The 18,702-nt window shown below is 74.0% G+C and carries 16 protein-coding genes and 1 pseudogene; 14 read left to right on the top strand and 3 right to left on the bottom strand.

Annotation, left to right across the window (positions count from 1 at the left end; all coding sequences use genetic code 11):
- Positions 1–175: 175 nt before the first annotated feature.
- The 5 genes and pseudogenes from EES43_RS01410 (at position 176) to EES43_RS01390 (ending at position 5,363) form a co-directional block, all read left to right on the top strand.
- Positions 176–1,396, top strand: coding sequence for a cytochrome P450 (locus EES43_RS01410; RefSeq protein ID WP_124266948.1), 1,221 nt, complete (start codon positions 176–178; stop codon positions 1,394–1,396).
- Positions 1,397–1,418: 22 nt separating this feature from the next.
- A pseudogene (locus EES43_RS01405) lies at positions 1,419–2,546 on the top strand (type III polyketide synthase); the annotation flags it as partial.
- A 102-nt stretch (positions 2,547–2,648) separates the two neighbouring features.
- Entirely contained in the window at positions 2,649–3,842 is a 1,194-nt protein-coding gene (locus tag EES43_RS01400) for a S8 family peptidase (protein ID WP_124266946.1), read from the top strand.
- A gap of 133 nt (positions 3,843–3,975) precedes the next feature.
- Entirely contained in the window at positions 3,976–4,293 is a 318-nt protein-coding gene (locus EES43_RS01395; protein WP_124266945.1) for a cupin domain-containing protein, read from the top strand.
- 158 nt (positions 4,294–4,451) lie between these two features.
- The gene (locus tag EES43_RS01390) at positions 4,452–5,363 is read left to right on the top strand and encodes a YihY/virulence factor BrkB family protein (protein ID WP_124266944.1); all 912 of its coding nucleotides are present in this window, start codon (positions 4,452–4,454) and stop codon (positions 5,361–5,363) included.
- 58 nt (positions 5,364–5,421) lie between these two features.
- Here the strand turns inward: EES43_RS01390 and EES43_RS01385 are convergent, their stop codons facing one another.
- Entirely contained in the window at positions 5,422–6,264 is an 843-nt protein-coding gene (locus EES43_RS01385; RefSeq protein ID WP_124266943.1) for a M12 family metallo-peptidase, read from the bottom strand.
- Positions 6,265–6,528: 264 nt separating this feature from the next.
- Between EES43_RS01385 and EES43_RS01380 the strand changes: the two genes are divergently transcribed.
- The 9 genes from EES43_RS01380 to EES43_RS01340 all read left to right on the top strand — a co-directional run bounded on the left by EES43_RS01380 (position 6,529) and on the right by EES43_RS01340 (position 16,236).
- Complete coding sequence (locus tag EES43_RS01380) at positions 6,529–7,404, top strand: substrate-binding domain-containing protein (RefSeq protein ID WP_124266942.1); 876 nt, start codon at positions 6,529–6,531, stop codon at positions 7,402–7,404.
- A gap of 173 nt (positions 7,405–7,577) precedes the next feature.
- Positions 7,578–8,147 (top strand): PadR family transcriptional regulator, encoded by a 570-nt coding sequence (locus tag EES43_RS01375; protein ID WP_124266941.1) that lies wholly within the window; start codon positions 7,578–7,580, stop codon positions 8,145–8,147.
- Positions 8,134–8,991 carry an SGNH/GDSL hydrolase family protein gene (locus EES43_RS01370; RefSeq protein ID WP_124266940.1) on the top strand — a complete coding sequence of 286 codons (858 nt, stop codon included), beginning with the start codon at positions 8,134–8,136 and terminating at the stop codon, positions 8,989–8,991. The genes EES43_RS01375 and EES43_RS01370 overlap by 14 nt, the downstream gene beginning before the upstream one ends.
- A gap of 161 nt (positions 8,992–9,152) precedes the next feature.
- Positions 9,153–10,085: a carbohydrate kinase family protein gene (locus tag EES43_RS01365; RefSeq protein WP_124266939.1), complete on the top strand. Its 933-nt coding sequence runs from the start codon at positions 9,153–9,155 to the stop codon at positions 10,083–10,085.
- 202 nt (positions 10,086–10,287) lie between these two features.
- Positions 10,288–11,313: a beta-ketoacyl-ACP synthase 3 gene (locus EES43_RS01360; protein WP_124266938.1), complete on the top strand. Its 1,026-nt coding sequence runs from the start codon at positions 10,288–10,290 to the stop codon at positions 11,311–11,313.
- Entirely contained in the window at positions 11,297–12,544 is a 1,248-nt protein-coding gene (locus EES43_RS01355; RefSeq protein ID WP_124266937.1) for a beta-ketoacyl-[acyl-carrier-protein] synthase family protein, read from the top strand. Before EES43_RS01360 ends, EES43_RS01355 begins: the two co-directional genes overlap by 17 nt.
- Before the next feature lie 62 nt (positions 12,545–12,606).
- On the top strand, positions 12,607–14,628 hold the full coding sequence (locus EES43_RS01350; protein WP_124266936.1) for an acyl-CoA dehydrogenase family protein: 2,022 nt from the start codon (positions 12,607–12,609) through the stop codon (positions 14,626–14,628).
- A 109-nt stretch (positions 14,629–14,737) separates the two neighbouring features.
- The gene (locus EES43_RS01345) at positions 14,738–15,016 is read left to right on the top strand and encodes an acyl carrier protein (RefSeq protein WP_124266935.1); all 279 of its coding nucleotides are present in this window, start codon (positions 14,738–14,740) and stop codon (positions 15,014–15,016) included.
- Positions 15,013–16,236, top strand: coding sequence for a beta-ketoacyl-[acyl-carrier-protein] synthase family protein (locus EES43_RS01340; protein WP_124266934.1), 1,224 nt, complete (start codon positions 15,013–15,015; stop codon positions 16,234–16,236). Before EES43_RS01345 ends, EES43_RS01340 begins: the two co-directional genes overlap by 4 nt.
- A 180-nt stretch (positions 16,237–16,416) precedes the next feature.
- Here the strand turns inward: EES43_RS01340 and EES43_RS01335 are convergent, their stop codons facing one another.
- Together EES43_RS01335 and EES43_RS01330 are read right to left on the bottom strand one after the other, a co-directional pair.
- Entirely contained in the window at positions 16,417–17,412 is a 996-nt protein-coding gene (locus EES43_RS01335; RefSeq protein WP_124266933.1) for a PRC and DUF2382 domain-containing protein, read from the bottom strand.
- 382 nt (positions 17,413–17,794) lie between these two features.
- Positions 17,795–18,688, bottom strand: coding sequence for an RNA polymerase sigma factor SigF (locus EES43_RS01330; protein WP_124266932.1), 894 nt, complete (start codon positions 18,686–18,688; stop codon positions 17,795–17,797).
- Between the last annotated feature and the right edge of the window lie 14 nt (positions 18,689–18,702).

The following is an 18,702-nucleotide window of genomic DNA, read 5'->3' as shown; positions in this document are numbered from 1 at the left end:
GGGCCGGCGGGCTCATCGGCTCTCCCGGCCCGTCCGATCACCCTCTGATCGGTTGACTGCGTAGCGTGAGTGACATGTTTCTCTGAGTAACTGGGGATAAAGGGAAAGTCTGTCCCCCGACCCGGGGAGCCGGCACGCCCCTGAATTCCCCGCACCGGTCATTGGGAGAACCTCGGTGGAGAACACCTCGGTGGAGAACACGGAAACCGTACGCAGCTGCCCGTTCGACTTCGCGGAGCGGCTGGAGTTCGACCCCCAGCTCAAGCAGATGCTCACCGAGGCGCCGGTGTCCCGCATCCGTATGCCCTACGGCGAGGGCGAGGCATGGCTCGTCACCAGCTACGAGGACGTCCGGACCGTCACCACCGACCGCCGCTTCAGCCGCAGCGCGGTCCTCGGCCGCGACTTCCCCAGGATGACACCCGAACCGATCGTCCAGGCCGAGTCCATCAACCTCATGGACCCGCCCGCCAGCAGCAGGCTCCGCAGCCTGGTCGCCAAATGCTTCACCCCGCGCCGGGTGGACCGGATGCGCCGCCGTACCCAGGGCATCGTCGACCGGCTGCTGAACGACATGGAGGACGCGGGCCCGCCGGCCGACTTCGTCGCCCGGCTCTCCGCACCGCTGCCGCTGGTCACCATCTGCGAGGTGCTCGACATCCCCGAGGCGGACCGCCCCTGGCTCCGCGCCCACGCCTTGACCATGATGAACGTCGGCGCCGCGAGCAAGGCGGACGCGGTGCGGGCCAAGGGGGAGCTGCGCGCCTACTTCAGCGAACTGACCGCCGAGCGCCGCCGCTCCCCGGGTGAGGACCTCATCAGCACCCTGGCCACCGCCAGGGACGGCGACGAACTGCTCGACGACGACGAACTGGCCGTCATGGCCATGACCCTGCTCATCGCCGGACAGGACACCACGACCTACCTGCTCGGCAACATGGGCTACACCCTCCTCACCCGGCCCGGTCTGAAGACGGCGCTCCAGGCCGAGCCGGAGCGGTTTCCCCGGACCATCGAGGAGCTGCTGCGCCACATCCCCTTCCGCAAGGGCGTCGGCATTCCGCGCATCGCCACCGAGGACGTGGAGCTCGGCGGCGTCCCCATCAAGGCCGGCGACGTCGTCCACGTGTCCTACCTGACCGCCAACCGGGACGCCGCCAAGTTCGAACGCCCCGACGAGCTCGACCCGGACCGCCCGTCCATCCCGCACATGACGTTCGGCTGGGGCGCACACCACTGCCTGGGCGCGCCGCTCGCCACGATGGAACTGGAAGTGGCCTGCTCCACGCTGCTGGCCCGCTTCCCGGCCCTGCGTCTCGCCGTGCCGCCCGAGGACGTCCGGTGGAACACGACCTCCATCTGGCGTCACCCGCTCGCCCTGCCCGTCACGTGGTGACGAGAGCCTCCGCAATCCAGAACGAGGAGAACCCATGGCGACCCTGTGCCGACCGGCCATCGCTGTGCCCGAGCACGTCATCACGATGGAGCAGACCCTGGACCTGGCGCGGGAGACCCACGCCGACCACCCGCAGCGCGAGCTCGTCCTCAGGCTCATCCGGAACACCGGCGTGCGCACCCGGCACCTCGTGCAGCCGATCGAGGAGACTCTCAGGCACCCCGGGTTCGAGGCGCGCAACCGGCTGTACGAAGCCGAGGCGAAGATCCGCGTCCCCGAGGTCGTGCGGCGCGCCCTGGCCCACGCCGAGGCCGAGCCCGCCGACATCGACCTCATCGTCTACGTGTCCTGCACGGGCTTCATGATGCCCTCGCTGACCGCCTGGCTGATCAACACCCTGGGCTTCCGCTCGGAAACCCGGCAACTGCCCATCGCCCAGCTCGGCTGCGCCGCGGGCGGCGCGGCCATCAACCGGGCACACGACTTCTGCACGGCGTACCCCGACGCCAACGTCCTCATCGTCTCCTGCGAGTTCTGCTCGCTGTGCTACCAGCCCACCGACATCGGCGTCGGCTCGCTGCTCTCCAACGGGCTGTTCGGAGACGCCGTCTCGGCCGCCGTCGTGCGCGGACGGGGCGGCACCGGCATGAGACTGGAGCGCAACGGCTCCCACCTGGTGCCCGACACCGAGGACTGGATCTCCTACGCGGTCCGCGACACCGGATTCCACTTCCTCCTCGACAAACGCGTCCCCGGCACCATGGAGATGCTCGCACCGGTCCTCCAGGACCTGGTCGACCTGCACGGCTGGTCGGTGCCGGCCATGGACTTCTTCATCGTCCACGCCGGCGGACCGCGCATCCTGGACGACCTGTGCCACTTCCTGAACCTGCCACCGGAGATGTTCCGCTACAGCCGGGCCACCCTCACCGAGCGGGGCAACATCGCCAGCTCGGTCGTCTTCGACGCGCTCGCGCGGCTCTTCGACGACGGGGGCGCGGCGGACTCGGCCCAGGGTCTGATCGCCGGATTCGGCCCGGGCATCACGGCCGAGGTCGCGGTCGGCACCTGGGCGGCCGGAGGTGAGCGGCCCGGCAGCCGTGAGCGGATCGACCGGGAGCCGGCGGCGAGTGTTGCGCTGTCCGGCTGAACCCGCTAAGGCCCCCTGCGGGCGGGGACGAAGGAACAGGTGTTCGCGCTTCGCGGGCGCGCACCTGCTCCGCGAAGGAAACCCCCGTTCCGAGGAGACCGCATGCGCCTGCGCGCCCGATGGGCCACGGCCGCTCTGCTGCTGATCGCACCGCTGATGGGCACTGCCCACCAGGCCACCGCCGACACCGGACCGGAAGGCGTCCCGGTGGAGCGGTCCACCCGGGCCGTCCCCGGGCAGTACATCGTCACCCTGGAGCCCGAGATCTCGCCGGACACCGTCCTGCGGGACTTCGGGCTCCGCCCGCTGTTCACGTACGGGAACGTCCTGCACGGCTTCGCCGTGACGCTCACCGGCACCGAGCTCGCCGCGGTGCGGGCCGTCCCCGGGGTGCTCGCCGTCGAGGAGAACGCGGAGGTGACCGTACCCGCGCCCGCCGCCGACGCGAAGCTGCTCCGCTCCGCCGCGGCCGGCTGGGGCACCGACCGGATCGACCAGCGCTCGCTTCCGCTGGACGACGCCTTCACCGCCGCCGCCACCGGCGAGGGCGTGAGGATCTACGTCGTCGACACCGGGATCGACGCCGCGCACACCGAGTTCGGCGGCCGGGTCGTGAAGGGCTACGACGCGATCGGCGACGGCCGGGACGGTCAGGACTGCAACGGCCACGGCACCCATGTCGCCGGAACGGCGGGCGGAGCCGTCTCCGGCGTCGCCCACGAGGCCGCGCTGGTCAACGTCCGGGTACTCGACTGCCGCGGGCGGGGCACCTGGGCGGGCATCCTCGCCGGGCTCGACTGGGTGGCCAAGGACGCCGCGGGCGGTAGCGCCCCGGCCGTCCTGAACGCCTCCCTCGGCGGCGCCCGTTCCCGTTCGGTCGACGCGGCGGTCGAGTCCGTCGAGGACGCCGGCGTGCTGCCCGTCGTGGCGGCCGGGAACGACCACCAGGACGCGTGCGACGTCTCGCCCGCGGCGGCCGACGGCGCGGTCACGGTGGGGGCGAGCGACCGCCAGGACCGGCAGACCGACTTCAGCAACTGGGGCCGCTGCCTCGCGCTCTACGCGCCCGGAGCGGACATCGTCTCCGCGCGCATGGGCGGTGGGACCGTCGCCCTCGACGGGACCTCGATGGCGAGCCCGCACGTCGCCGGCGTCGCCGCGCTCTACCGCCAGAAGAACCCGTCCGCCACGCCCGCCGCCGTCGCGCGCTGGCTGACCGCCACCGCCACCGCGAACACGCTCTCGGCCCTCGGCCAGGGCTCGCCCGACCGGCTGCTCTACACCGGCGGCCTCTGACCGGCCCGCCGCGCCGGGAGGCGGCCGGCGCGCCGCCCGCCTCCCGGCCGCGCCGGCCGCGATCCTGCCGGTTCTCCGGGGCCGGGGGTCCGGCAGGATCGCGGGGCGACGAAGGCTGGGAGACAGTGGGCCTATGGAAGACCTCAACGCCCTCAGCGAGGAACACCTGACCGCCGCCCGCGCCTCCGCCCACGGCCGCAGCGCCCACCTGGTCGTCCAGGAGCCGCCCCTGCGGCAGGCGGTGATCGCCCTCACCGCCGGTACGGCCCTCGACGAGCACAACGCGCCCTCCGCCGCCTCCCTCCTGGTCCTGCACGGCACCGTCCGCCTCACCGCCGCCTCCGGCGACGCGGAGCTCCCGGCCGGCGCCCTGCACCCCGTACCGCAGGAGCGGCACGGCCTGCTCGCGCTCCAGGACGCGGTGGTCCTGCTCACCGCCGTCAACGACTGACCGCGCCGCACCCGCGTCGGCGGGTCCGCGCATCCGGACACATCGCGCGGGTGTGCTTGGGCGCGGGCGAGGCAGGAGAGGATCGAGGGCGGTCGGCCCGTCCCGAAGCGGACGGGCATCCCGGCCCGCCCGTCCGCCCACGCCCCCGGAGTACGAGCTTGCCCACCCAGACCGCCGCAGCCGCGGACGAACGCTCCCCACGCGCGCCCGGCCGCACCGGCCCGCCGCGTCGCTGGCTCACCGCGCTGCGCCGTACACCGTTCTCGCTGTGGAACGACGACGTCTCGGACTGGGCCGCGGCCCTGACCTACTACGCCATCCTCGCCCTGCTCCCGGCGCTCCTGGTCACCGTCTCCGTGATCGGGCTGGCCAATCCCGGGGCGACCCAGGCGCTGATCACCGACATCACCGCCTTCGCGCCCGCCGAGTCCGGCGAGGCGCTGCGCCGCCCGCTGGAGGCGGCGACGCGGGAGCGCACCGCCGTGTGGCTGCTCGTGGCGACCGGGAGCGTGAGCGCCGTGTGGTCGGCCTGCAGCTATCTGGCGGTGTTCCGCCGCGCGCTGCACGCCATGCACCACGTCCAGGACACCCGGCCCGCCCTGCGCAAGGCGCACATCATCGTCGCCTCGGCCGTCGGTCTGCTCGTCCTGCTGATGACCAGCGCCTTCGTCCTGGTCCTGACCGGGCCGCTGGCCCGCTGGCTCGGCCGCCGCATCGGTCTGGCGCACGCGGGCGAGACGGCGTGGACGGTGCTGAAGTGGCCGGTGCTGCTCTGCCTCGTGGCCTGCCTGATCCTGGTGCTCTTCCGCACCGGCCCCCGTTCGGCCCGGGGCATCCGCAGAGGACTGCCCGGCGGGGTCCTGGCCGCGTTCCTCTGGCTGGTCGCCTCGGCGGGCTTCGCGCTGTACGCGACCCAGATCGGGAGCTACAGCCGGCTCTACGGTTCGCTGGCCGGGCTGGTCGTCTTCCTGATCTGGGTCTGGTTCGCCAACCTCGCCCTGCTCACCGGGGCGCAGTTCAACGTGGAGCTGGAACGCACCGAGGGCGAAAGCCCCACGGCCGCGGGATGAGGCGGACCGGGCCGTCCTCCTCGATCCGCGTCCGGCGCGCCGCGGACGCCGCGCCGGCTCAGCCCCGGGAGCGGTAGCCGGCCACCAGCGGCATGGTCGCGCGCAGCGCTCGCACGCTGTCGTTGGACGTGTCCCCGAGCCGCCGCCCGTTCCAGGTCCCCTCCGCGCTGGAGAACCGGCTGATCCGCCGGCAGTGGTCCCCGCACGAGGAGCGGTACGCCATGATCGTGTAGTACTGCCGGTCCTCGGTGACCCAGCCCGTGTTGTACGGGTGCTCGCGGCTGACGCTCATCGACCCGTCCGCGTTGGCGGCGAGCGTCGTCCGGTCGTGGGCCAGACCGAGGTTGTGCCCGATCTCATGGCTCGCCGAGTCCATCTCGATGCCGTCGACATCGACGACCGAGTACGCGTACTCGTCGGTGGAGGCGTCCAGCGCGGGCGTGTAGTCGGCGGTCCCGCCGCCGCGCTCGGGCCGGTCCACGATGAGCGTGACCAGGTCGGCCCCGTACCGCGCGCGCTGCTCGTGCACCTGGCGTCCGAGCCCCGGCGAGGAGTGGTCCTTGAGGAGGGAGTGCGCGGCGCGGAAGTCCTCCGGGCCCTCGTAGCCGGTGGCCGTGTACGGGCGGACGATCCGGATGATGCCGCACAACCCGCCGGCCGCCAGCGAGCGGTTCATCCGGGTCGCGATCTTCTGCGCGGACGCGGGGACGCGATGGCCTCCGCCGATCTCCGCCGCCGCCTTCGGCGTGTACACGGCCAGCACATCGACCACGGGGCAGTGCGCCGGGGCCGCCGCCGGACGGGACGGGGCGCTCGCCGACGCAGGGGCGCAGGAGGAGGCGGCGCCGAGCGAAACGCCGAGGCCGAGGGCCAGTAATGCCTTCAACAGAGTGGGGCGCACGGGGAGTTGTCTCCCTCCGGAGAGATCGGACGGGGCGGACGCGGCCCTCGGTCCAGGCGGTCTCCTTGAGCGGCGGGCGCCGGGCGGCCGGACCGAGGGTGACTTCTTTCTAACACCGTGCGACAGGCCGCGCCCGTCGCACCGCATACCGTCGCTCGTCGGTTCACCTCCGTGCGAGGGATGTGGGCCCGAGGAGATGGGCAGGTACACCAGTACGAAGTCGGACGGGCCCAACGGCAGTCGGCGCAGAGAGGCGTGTGTGACGTGACGGAACAGAGCGAATGGCGATTCTCCGACGACCGGGGCCAGTTGGCCACGGCTCCAGGTCGGCCCGAGCGAGTGCTCGCCTATGTCCAGGCCGGGGCCACGCTGTGGGATCTCGGCATCCGGCCGCAGGCGGTCTTCGGCTCCGACCACGACGGCCCGGAGCCCGATCGGGCCAAGACGGGGACCCTTCCGCTGGACGAGGTCGGCTATCTCGGCGCGGGCGGCGCGCTGGACGTGGAAGCCCTGCTGAGCGGCGGCCCGGATCTCGTGGTGGCCGTCAGCTACGGCGGCGGACACGTCTACGGCCTGGCGCCGGAGACCGCCAAGCCGCTGGAGGAGCGCGTCCCGGTCGTCGTGCTGGACGTGAGCCAGGCCCGGACGTTCGCCGAGATCGGCGACCGGTTCGCCGAGTTGGCCCGATCGCTCGGCGCCGAGGACCGCCCCGACGCGGACCACGACCTCGCCACCGCCCGCGAGCGGCTGCGCGCTCTCACCGCCGGACCGGGCCGCGCGCCCCGCGTGGTCGCCCTGTCGCCGGCCGGCCCGGACCAGGCCCATGTCGCCCGCCCCCGGATGTGGCCGGAGCTGCGCGTGCTCACGGAGCTGGGCGTCGGCCTCGTCGAGCCCGCGGACGGACCCGGCGCGAACTGGTCCACCCTCGACGGCGCGGACGCCTTCGCGCTGCGCCCCGACATCGTCCTCACCGACATCCGGGCCCACGCCGCCTCGTTCGACGACCTGCGGGGCGCGACCGGGGAGCCCGCACGGGTCGTCCCGTGGAACCCGGAGCCGCTGTACGGCCCGCGCGGCCACGCCCGCTTCCTGAACCTGGTCGCCAACGCGCTGGAGGCCGAGCGGGCGATCCGGCCGTAGGGGCCGTCCCGATCCGGACGGAGAGCGCCACGACGCCGCTGCCGGGCCGGCACGGCTCCTCCTCGGTGATCCTCGCCCCTCCTGAAAGTGATTAGTCAGTTTCTTGACTATCATGGCGGCGGATTCCCGGACCGAGGCACGTCCGGGGCGCGAGCGAGAAGGAGGCCACCGGAATGGCGTTGCGCCACGCCGTGCTGGCGGCGCTGCTCGACGAGGAGCTGAGCGGCTACCAGCTGACCAAGGCGTTCGCCCTCGGCGTCGCCAACTTCTGGCACGCGCTGCCGCAGCAGCTCTACGCCGAGCTCGCCAAGCTGGAACAGGAGGGCCTGGTGGCCGGGCGCGAGGTCGTCCAGGAGACCCGCCCCAACAAGCGCCTCTTCCGCGTCACGCCCGACGGACTCGGAGAACTGGAACACTTCGCGGCGACGGCGGCGAAGCCCTCGTTCATCCGTGACGACCTGCTCGTCAAGGTCCAGGCGGCCGACCGGCTCGACACCGGCGCGCTGGTCGGCGAGCTGACCGAACGGGCCGCCTTCGCCGCCGCCAAGGCGGAGCTCTTCGAGAGCCTGCTGCGCTCCCTGCGGGGCGGCCTGCCGGAGGAGGAGTTCCTCCGCGTCGGCGAACGCGTCGGCCCGTACCTGACCTGCCGCCGCGGCCTGGAGTTCGAGCGGGCCAACCACGAGTGGTGCCGCGCCACCGCGAACGTCCTGCGCGAGCGGGAGGCCGCCCGTGCCCGGCGATGACGCTCCTGCCCGCCCGCTGCGCTACGTGGCCCTGGGCGACAGCCAGACCGAGGGGATCGGCGACGGCGACGACACGGCGGGACTGCGCGGCTGGGCCGACCGCCTCGCCGAAAGGCTCGCGCCGCACCACCCCGGCCTGCTCTACGCCAACCTCGCCGTACGCGGACGGCTCGCCGGCCAGGTCCGCGCCGGGCAGCTCGCCCCCGCGCTGGCACTCCGCCCGGATCTGGCCACCGTCGTCGCCGGGGTCAACGACCTGCTCAGGCCGCGGTTCGACGCCGACGAGGTCGCCGGCCACCTGGAGGAGATGTTCGCGGCGCTCACCGCGCAGGGCGCCCGCGTGGCCACGCTCACCTTCCCCGACATCGCCCGGATCATCCTGCTCGCCCGCCCCGTCGCCTCCCGGGTCACCGCACTGAACGACCGGGTCCAGCGGGCCGCCGCCCGGCACGGCGTCGTCGTCGCCGAGACGGCCCGCCACCCCGTCGTCGCCGACCCGCGCCTGTGGAGCCCGGACCGGCTGCACGCCGGTCCCCTGGGACACGAACGGATCGCCGCCGCCATGGCCGAGGCTCTGGGGCTGCCGGACGGCGACGACACCTGGACCCGGCCGCTGCCCGGCCCGCCCGCGACCGGTCCGGCCGGGTGGCGCCGCTCGGCCGGCGAGGCGCGCTGGGCCGCCTCCTTCCTCGGCCCGTGGCTCGTCCGGCGGCTGCACGGCCGCTCCTCCGGCGACGGCCGCACGGCCAAGCGCCCGGAGCTGCTGCCCTTCGCGGCCCAGCGCCGAACCGCCCCGCCCCGAACCGCCCCGCACCCAGCGGCCCCACCGCCCGACCGGCCCTGATCCGTGCCCGGAACGCCGTATCCGGGTTCTGGGCGGCGACCGGTGGCTCATCGGCGTGCCCACCGGGTTCCCTCCGGGCGGCCCGATCGGGCTGAATGGCTCCCGGGGCCACGCCGCCCGCCAGGACACCCCTGCCCCAGCACCTGAGGAGACCCACCCCCATGCCCGACCCACTCGATCTGCTGGTCGTCGGCGAATGCGTCGCCGACATCGTCAGGCTGCCGGACGAGGCCGACCGGGTCCACCCGGGCGGCAGCCCCGCCAACGTCGCCTACGGGCTGGCCCGGCTCGGCCACCGGACCACCCTCCTCACCCAGCTCGGCCCCGACGGCCACGGGCGGCTCGTCCGGGACCACCTGGCCTCCGCCGGAGTCGTCGTCCGCACCGACGGCGGGGCCGCCGCGACCCCGTCCGCCGTCGTCGCCCTGGACGCCGCCGGCCGGGCCTCGTACACCTTCGACATCGGCTGGACGCTCGCCCCGGTGACCGTGGAGCCTGCTCCGGACCACCTGCACACCGGGTCGGTCGGCGCGGTGATGGAACCCGGATCGGCCGCCGTCCTGGCGGCCGTGCGCGCCGCGCGGGCCACCGCGACCGTCAGCTACGACCCCAACGTACGGCCCGACCTGATGGGCGATCACGCCGCGGCCGTACGCCGGGTCGAGGAGTGCGTCGGCCTGAGCGACGTCGTCAAGGCGAGCGATGAGGACCTGGAATGGCTCTACCCCGGCGAGCCGCCCGAGAAGGCCGCCGAGCGCTGGCTCGCCCGAGGGCCCGCCGTCGTCTTCGTCACCCGGGGCGGCGACGGCGCCTTCGCCGCCCTGCCCGGCCGGACGACCGCGGTGCCGGCCGCGCCGGTCGAGGTGGCGGACACCGTGGGCGCGGGAGACGCGTTCATGTCCGGGACGCTCCACGCCCTGGCCGAACGCGGCCTCCTCGGGGCAGCGGCCCGCCCCCGGCTGCACGGCCTCACCCCCGAAGCCGTCGCCGACGTCCTGCGCCACGCCGCGGCCTCCGCGGCGGTCACCGTCTCCCGGGCGGGCGCCAACCCGCCCGACGCGGCCGAGCTCCGGGCGGCGCTCACGGCGCGCTGACCGTCGCGCGCGCCCGCGCGCCCACCCGCCCCGTGACCCGTTCGGCCCAATCGAACGCACCCCGTCGAGCGTCGAGCCGTTCGTCAACCGGCGTAGTACGACAACGGGATCGGGGCAGCGGGTGGCGAGAAGAGCGGCAACCGGCGGCGGAGCGGAGCCCGGGGGGCCGCGGCACGGCTTACCGGCGGGCGCGCGCACGTCGGTGCTGGAGAGCGTGGCGGGCTGGGTGCCGGGCGAACCGGTCGGCAATGACCTGCTGCCCGCCGACTGGGAAGTCGACGACGCCTGGGTCCGCCGCCGCACCGGGATCGGCAGCCGGCACCGCGCCCGCCCCGGCGAGGCCACGGGCGATCTCGCCTTCGAGGCCGCCTCCCGGCTGCTGTCCGCCGACCCGCCGGCCGGCCCGGTCGACGCGGTGGTCCTCGCCACCGCCACCCCCGACCACCTCTGCCCCGGCACCGCCCCGGCGCTCGCCTCCCGACTGGGACTCGGCACCGTACCGGCGCTGGACATCGCCGCCGTGTGCAGCGGTTTCGTCTACGGACTGGCCGTCTGCCACGGACTCGTCGCCTCCCGGCTCTACGACCGGGTCCTGCTGGTCGGCGCCGACGTCTACTCGACCTGGCTGGACCCGGCCGACCGGTCCGCGGGCGTCGTCTTCGGCGACGGCGCGGGCGCGGCGCTGGTCGCGGCCGGACGCGCCGGCGACCCCGGCGAAATGCTCGCGTTCGACCTGGGCAGCGACGGCGCCGGCCGCGAGCTGATCACGGTGCCCGGCGGCGGAGCCCGCGCCCGGGCGAGCGCGTCTTCGGCCGAGCCCGGCGACGCGTTCTTCCGCATGCGGGGCGGCACCGTCTACCAGCACGCCGTCGAGCGGATGACCGGCTCGTGCCGGGTGCTCCTGGACCGGGTGGGCTGGGACCCGGCCGAGGTCGACCGCTTCGTGCCGCACCAGGCCAACGCCCGGATCCTGCACGCCGTCGCCGAGCGCGTCGGCATCGGACCGCAGCGCTGCGTCACCCATCTGGAGCGCGTCGGCAACACCGGCGCCGCCTCCATCCCGCTGGCCCTGGCGGACGCGGCGGCGAGGGGCCTGCTCCGGGGCGGCGACCGGGTGCTGCTGACCGCGTTCGGCGGCGGCCTGACCTGGGGCTCCGCGGCACTCCGCTGGCCGGGGGCCCCGCAGACGATTTCTACGGAAGGAACACAGCATGTCGCAGTCCGCTGATCAGGGGACCGGCGCCACCGCCCTCGCGGTGACGGGGATCGGCCTGGTGACACCCGCCGGGGCGGACGAGCACAGCTTCTGGGAGGGGTTGTGCTCCGGGCGCTCCACTGCCCGGCGGTGCGAGGAACTGGCCGGTCTGCCGGTCGACTTCGCCTGTCCCGTCGACGGCATCGACCTCGACGACGCGGTGGGCGGGCGCTCCGTGTGGCGCATGGCCCGGTTCGTGAAGCTCGCGGTGGTCGCCGCCCGGCAGGCCGTCGAGGACGCCGGGCTCGATCCGGCGCTGTGGGACGGCCGCCGGGTCGGCGTCGTGCTCGGCGTCGGCGTCGGCGGCGTCTCCGTGCTCGTGGACAACGCCGCGAAGCTGGCGGCCGGCGGTCCCGAGGCGGTCTCGCCGCTGCTCGTGCCGATGATGATCCCCAACGCGGCTGCGGGCGAGGTCGCCATCGCGCTGCGTGCCGGCGGTCCGAGCCTGGCCCCCGCCACCGCCTGCGCCTCCGGCGCCACCGCCGTCGCCGTCGCCCGCGATCTGCTGCTCGGCGGCAGCTGCGACGTCGTGGTGGCCGGAGGCGCGGAGGCGGTGCTCACACCTCTCGTGGTCACCGCCTTCGCGCGGATGGGCGCCCTGTCCACCCGTACCGGCGACCCGGCGGGCGCCTCGCGGCCGTTCGCCGCCGACCGGGACGGCTTCGTGATCGGCGAGGGCGCCGCCATGCTCGTGCTGGAGCGGACCGAGACGGTCCGGGAACGCGGCGGCCGGACGCGCGCCCTGCTGACCGGCGCGGGCTCCAGCACCGACGCCCACCACCCCACCGCCCCCGCCCCGGACGGGCGCGGCGCCCAGCGGGCGGTCCAGGCGGCGCTGGACCAGGCGGGCTGGGCGCCCGGCGACATCGACCACGTCAACGCCCACGGCACCTCCACCCAGCTCAACGACGCCATGGAGACGACGCTCATCTCCCGGCTCTTCCCGCACCGCCCGCCGGTGACGGCGCCCAAGGGCGTCATCGGCCACACGCTCGCCGCCGCCGGCGCGATCGAGGCGGTCGCCACCGTGCTGACCCTGGAGCGTTCCGTCATCCCGCCCATCGCCAACCTGGACTCCCCGGCCGACGCGTTCGCCATCGACTGCGTCACCAAGGAAGCGCGCCACACCCCGGTCCAGCGGGCCGTGAGCCACTCCTTCGGCTTCGGCGGCCACAATGTCGCGCTCACCTTCCAACGGGCCTGACCGGGACGGTCCTTCGGGGGCGGCGAGGGGTGTCCTCGCCGTTCCCTGATCGTTCCTGTTCTGTGACCGAATCCACGAACAACACGTCCCCGCCGGCGACGACGGATCTGCTGACCAGGGTGCTCTTCGGCGACAACTTCCGCCAGGAACACGGGTTCTGGCGGCGTCTGCTCACAACAGAACCGTTTCGCCGGGCGGATTGCGCGACCACCGGCGAACGCCTCGCCCTGACCTACCACCGGCTGAGGATCCTGAACGACTCGCTCGACAGCGGCGCCCGACTGGCCGCCGACCCGCGCGCGCTGGCCGCCCTGCACGAGTGGCTGGGCCCGGTCGACCCGGCCCTGACCACCGTCGCGGGCATCCACTACAACCTCTTCCTCGGCAGCCTCCTCGACCACGACGCCGGAGCCCGGCGCGACCTCTCGGACTTCCTCGCGCTGCGGAGCATCGGCACCTTCCTCTGTACGGAGGTGGCTCACGGCAACGACGCCGCCGCCGCCGAGACGACCGCGACGTACGACCCCGGACGCGACGGCTTCGTCCTGAACACGCCGCACGCCGGAGCGCAGAAGTTCATGCCCAACACCAGCCCGGCGGGCGGCCCCAAGACGGGCGTGGTCGCCGCCCGGCTGCTCGCCGACGGCGCCGACCACGGCGTCTTCCTCTTCCTCGCCCCGCTCACCGACGAGGCACGGCCCCTTCCCGGCGTACGGGTGCGACCGCTGCCCGCCCGGATGGGCTCGCCGGTCGACCACTGCGTCACGTCCTTCGACCGGTACTTCGTCCCGCGCGACGCGCTGCTCGCCGGAGAGCAGGGAAGGATCGGCGACGACGGCCGGTTCAGCAGCGAACTGGCCAACCGCAGAAGGCGGTTCCTCACCTCGATCGGACGGGTCACCGCCGGCAAGGTCTCCATGAGCGCGTCCGCGGTCGGCTCGGCCCGGGTCACGCTCGCGATCGCCGTCCGCTACGCCGGCCACCGGACGATCTCCGGGCCGCGCGCCGCGCAGCGGGTGCCGGTGTACGCGCACCGCACCCACCACGGCCCGCTGGCGGAGGCGATGGCCACCGTCTTCGCGATGAGCCTGCTGCACCGCAGGGCGCTGGACGGCTGGGAGTCGGCCCCGGCGACGGAGCGGGACGAGGCGGAGCGGCTGGTGGCCGTCGCCAAGGGCTGGATCACCTGGCGGGCGCGCGAGGTCATCGTCGAGTGCCGGGAGCGGTGCGGGGCGCAGGGGCTGCTGGAGAGCAACGGCATGACCGAGCTGTTCACCGGCATCGAAGGCGTGATCACCGCCGAGGGGGACAACCTCGCGGTGCACGCCAAGGCAGCCGCCGAGCTGCTGTTCAGCGCCACCACGGCGGAGCCGCCCGAACCCGCCCCCGGCGAACTGGCGGACCCGGACTTCCTCGGCGGCCTGCTCGCAGCCGTGGAGGACGTCTGGTTCACCCGGGCCCGGGAACGGATGGGCGCGGCCCCGGCCGGCGACCCGCTGGGCCGGTGGAACGCGGCTTCCCCGGCCGCGCTGCGCGGTGTGGAGGCGTACGGCTACCGGCAGGCGGACGAGGCGTACGCGCAGGCCGCGGCCGGCCTTCCCGAGGGCCCGGCCCGCGAGCGGCTGAGCGAGCTGCGGCGGCTGTTCGCCCTGCGGTGGATCGACCGCAACAGCGGCGACCTGCTCGCTGCCGGACGGCTGACGGCCGAACAGGTCACCCTCCTGCCCGCGGCGATCGAGGAGCTGGTGGCGGCCGTGGCCGAGCACGCTCCGGCCCTGGTGGAGTCCTTCGCCCTGCCCGAGCGCCTGATGGCGGACTGGCCGATCACCGGTCCCCGCTACGCCGACGCCTACGACGACCCCGACGGGCCGTGGCGCCGGGGCCGCCGACGGGCCCCGGGCGGACGTGCGGCGGAGTTCCGGCGGCCCGCCTGCGGCAGCAGACGCCGCCCGCTGCGCGCGAAGGTGGCGGCGCTGGGCACGCGCGGGGTTCTGCTCGCGTACTGGGGAACCACCTCGGTGCTCTCGCGCTGGTTCGAGAAGTCGCAGGTGAGCGTAGACGAATCGGTTCACCCGAAGGCGTAACCGGAAGATGCTCATCCAGTTATTTCCGGGGGTGGGCTCGCCGCGTCCGGCCGGCCGCCCTCCCTGAAGACGCCGGCGCGTCCGTGAGGACGCCGACGAGAGGAACACCGTGAGGACCATCATCCACCCGAAGATCACCGAGGTGCTGACCGCGACGTTCAAGGTGCCCGAGGCCGAGATCCTCCCGGAGTCCACGATGGACAGCCTGGAGATGGACTCCCTGGCGGTCGCCGAGTTCGCCGTCATCGTCAAGGAGACGCTCGGCGTCCACGCCGACTCCGAGAAGCTGTACCGGGACGCCACGCTGGCCGACATCTCCGCGTTCATCGACGCGCAGGTCGGCGGCGCGGCGGCCGACGGCGCGGTGCCGGTGGGCAACACGCGATGAAGAGGCCCGCCATCGCCGTCACCGGCCTGGGGATGATCACTCCGGCCGGCAACACCGCCGACGCCACCTGGGACGGGGTGTGCGCCGGCTGGTCGGAAGCCCGCACCGTCCCCGAACTGGAGGGCTGCGCGGTCGACTTCGCCTGCACGGTCTCCGGCATCGACCTGGACGAGGCGGTAGGCGGCCGTACGGCTTTCCGGATGGGCCGGTACGTCAAGTTCGCGCTCCTCGCCGCCCACGAGGCGGTGGCCGACGCCGGGCTCGACCCGGCGCACTGGGACGGCGCCCGGGTGGCCGTGGTGGTCGGCACCAGCAGCGGAGGCTCCGCCGGTCTCACCGAACAGGCCGTCGCCCTGGAGCGGCGCGGCCCCGAGGCCACCTCGCCCTCGGGCATCCTGCTCACCATCCCGAACATGCCCGCGGCCGAGATCGCCATCCGGATGAAGGCCACCGGACCGAGCCTGGCCCCGTGCACGGCCTGTTCGTCCGGGGTGACCGCGCTGTCCGTCGCCCGGGACCTGCTGACCCTCGGCCAGTGCGACATCGCCATCGCCGGAGCCACCGAGTCGATCGTGTTCCCGGTCGCGATGACGGGCTTCGCCCGCGCCGGCGCCGCGGCGCTGCGGGACGGCGACCCCGCCCGCCTCTGCCGCCCCTTCGCCGCCGACCGGGCCGGACTCGTGATGGGGGAGGGCGCCGCCGTCATGGTGCTGGAGCGGGCCGACGACGCCCGCGCCAGAGGAGCCGCGCCCCGGGCGCTGCTCGCGGGCGCCGGAGCCACCACCGACGCCCACCACCCCACGAGCCCGCACCCCTCCGGGGACATCGCGCGGGCGGCCGTCGACGCCGCCCTGCGCGACGCGGGCTGGCGGGCCGAGGACGTCGACCACGTCAACGCGCACGGCACGTCGACACCCCTCAACGACGCGACCGAGGCCGCCCTCATCAGCCGGGCCTATCCGCACCGGCCGCCCGTCACCGCCCCCAAGGGCGTGCTGGGCCACTGCATGGGGGCGGCCGGGGCCATCGAGGCGGGACTGACCGTCCTCACGCTCCAGCACCAGCTCGTCCCGCCGATCGCGAACCTGGACGCCCCCGCGCCAGGATTCGACATCGACTGCGTCACCAAGACCCCGCGCCACGTGCCCGTACGACGGGCCGTCAGCCACTCCTTCGGATTCGGCGGACACAACGCCGTCATCGCCCTACAGGGCGTGTGACCCCGAGGAGACGCCTCCGGCGGGTGCGGTGCGGCACGCTCCCTCCCGCACCGGCCGGACCGCGGACAGCCCGCCCGGCCGGACCGCGGACAGCCCGCCGGGCGGACTCGCCGCACGAGCCCGCCCGGCGGCCGAGGGCATCGGAGCGGCCGTCCTCCGGCCGCCGAAGGCAGCGCAGCCTCAGCGACGCCGGCCCTGGCCGAACTCGCCACCGGCGTCCTTCCCGGCGCCCATGTCCTTGCCGTCCGCGTAGTCGATCCTCTCCTTGCGGACCTCGGCGGAGACCTCCTTCTGCTCGGTGACCCGGTTGGTCTCCAGGCGCACCCGCTCCACCGGCACGGACTCCTTGCTCACCGTGGCCCGCTCCGCGTGCAACGTCACCTCGACGTCCTGCTCGCCGAAGTCCGACGTCCCGGCCGTCTTCTCACCGTGCCGCAGCGGCTCGCGGACCACCCGCACCTCCTCGTGGGAGACCGGAACGGTCCGGGTGACGTTCTCCGTCACCACGTACTTGTGCAGCCGGGCCCGGCCGCTCTCGTACTCCTCGGTGCCGACGTGCAGTTGCTCCTCGGAGCGGATCATCTCCTCCTTGCCGCTCAGGTCGGCCGAGCGCGACGCGCCCGCACCGGCCATCGGCCGGGCGGCGGCCGAGGCGTCCGCGGTGTCACGACGCCCGCCCGCTCCCGTGGCGCCGGCCGCGCCGGAACTCCGCCCGGCCGCCTGACCGCCCGCGCCGGACGTACGCGCCCCTCCGGCCGCGGCTCCGGCGGCTCCCGCGGCGCCCATCGTGCCGGTGCCCGCCGACGTCGGAGCGCCCTTGGCGGAGGGCTTCGTCCCGCCCAGGTTGCCCGACTTCCTGGTCAGGCCGTAATGGCGGTACAGCTCCTCCTCCTCGGCCACCGAGAGGTGCGCGTCGGCGTCCACCCGGGGCGCCTCCTTCACGCGGTCCTTGGAGTGGGACACATGCAGGTCGGAGCCCACGCGGCGGGCCCCGGCGAGCGGTACGAAGCTCTCCTTCATGCCGAACATTCCGGTCTTGACCGTGACCCAGTCGGGCTTGCCGGAGTCGTCGTCGACATACACCCGCCCCACACTGCCGACCTTCTCGCCCTCGTTGTCGTACACGGTCAGACCGTCGAGCTCTCCGGAATCCGTGAATCCGTCAGCGGCTCCCATGGCCGATGCCTCCTCGCTCGGGCACGCCCTGTGGGTGGCTCCACCAGATGTCGCGCGTCCGGCTTCCATCGCGCCTCACCCGGATGGACGCTGCAACCTCCCGCCCGCCCGGGTGACACTCCCGCGGGCCCGGCGCGTCCCGCCAGGGCCCGTGCGACGCCGATGCGCGCAAGCCGGCCGGATTACGCCAATCGAGTGAGGGAGGGTGAGGCGCACCACCGCAGCCGTATCCGGTGGCAGACGTGTTCGGGCGGTGGTGTCACCGGGCTCATCGGTGTCGGTGGTCGACACCTCCGCCGACACCGTCGTCCGCCGCCTCGCCGGGCGGCACGCGCGCCACCCGCCCGGCTCGTGGGTCGACGTCTTCACGCGCCCGAGGCGGTCACTCCTGGGTGAGCATCCCGCTCCGCAGCTTGCCCAGCATCCGGCTCAGCAGCCGGGAGACGTGCATCTGCGAGATGCCGAGCTCCGCGCCGATCTGCGCCTGCGTCAGCTCCTGGCCGAAGCGCATGTCGATGATGCGGCGCTCGCGCTCGTCCAGTTCTTCCAGCAGCGGCGCGAGGGCGTGCAGGTTCTCCACGCTCTCGATGGCCGGGTCCGGCTCGCCCAGGACGTCGGCGAAGGTCCGGCCGCTCGCCTGCTGGGGGCCCGACTCGGAGGTGTCGGTCGGCATGTCCAGCGAGCCCGCCGTGTAACCGTTCGAAGCGACGATGCCCTCGGTGACCTCGGCCTCGTCGATTCCCAGGTACTCCGCCAGCTCCTGCACCGTGGGATCGCGGTCGAGGTCGGCCGCGAGCAGTTCCTTCGCCTTGGCGAGGTCGACGCGCAGCTCCTGGAGCCGCCGGGGAACGTGGACCGCCCAGCTGGTGTCCCGGAAGAACCGCTTGATCTCGCCGACGATGTACGGGACGGCGAACGAGGTGAACTCGACCTCGCGGGACAGGTCGAAGCGGTCGATCGCCTTGATCAGGCCGATCGTGCCGACCTGGACGATGTCCTCCATGTCGCCGCTGCCCCGGTTGCGGAAGCGGTTCGCGGCGAAACGCACCAGCGAGAGGTTCATCTCGATGAGGGTGTTGCGCGCGTACTGGTACTCGTGCGTGCCCTCCTCCAGGCTCTGCAGCCGGTCGAAGAACAGCCGCGACAGCCGGCGCGCGTCCAGGGGAGCGACCTTCCCGGCGTCCTCGATCCACGGAAGGTCCTGCGAGCCGTTCGCGAGCCCCGTCGTGCTGCCCGCGAGTCCCGCACCGGCGATCTGCGCACTGTGCGCCGTCATCCTGTCACGCTCCC

Source organism: Streptomyces sp. ADI96-02, assembly GCF_003846185.1.
GTDB lineage: Bacteria > Actinomycetota > Actinomycetes > Streptomycetales > Streptomycetaceae > Streptomyces.
The sequence above is the reverse complement of the archived record's forward strand: the minus strand, read 5'-3'. Positions and strand labels throughout refer to the sequence as shown.

What these genes read in the sequence shown, in the direction of transcription:
- EES43_RS01400 (WP_124266946.1), top strand. Translation starts at nt 2,649, where the DNA reads ATGCGCCTGCGCGCCCGATGGGCCACGGCCGCTCTGCTGCTGATCGCA.
- EES43_RS01395 (WP_124266945.1), top strand. Translation starts at nt 3,976, where the DNA reads ATGGAAGACCTCAACGCCCTCAGCGAGGAACACCTGACCGCCGCCCGC.
- EES43_RS01375 (WP_124266941.1), top strand. Translation starts at nt 7,578, where the DNA reads ATGGCGTTGCGCCACGCCGTGCTGGCGGCGCTGCTCGACGAGGAGCTG.
- EES43_RS01365 (WP_124266939.1), top strand. Translation starts at nt 9,153, where the DNA reads ATGCCCGACCCACTCGATCTGCTGGTCGTCGGCGAATGCGTCGCCGAC.
- EES43_RS01355 (WP_124266937.1), top strand. Translation starts at nt 11,297, where the DNA reads ATGTCGCAGTCCGCTGATCAGGGGACCGGCGCCACCGCCCTCGCGGTG.
- EES43_RS01340 (WP_124266934.1), top strand. Translation starts at nt 15,013, where the DNA reads ATGAAGAGGCCCGCCATCGCCGTCACCGGCCTGGGGATGATCACTCCG.
- EES43_RS01335 (WP_124266933.1), bottom strand. Translation starts at nt 17,412, where the DNA reads ATGGGAGCCGCTGACGGATTCACGGATTCCGGAGAGCTCGACGGTCTG.
- EES43_RS01330 (WP_124266932.1), bottom strand. Translation starts at nt 18,688, where the DNA reads ATGACGGCGCACAGTGCGCAGATCGCCGGTGCGGGACTCGCGGGCAGC.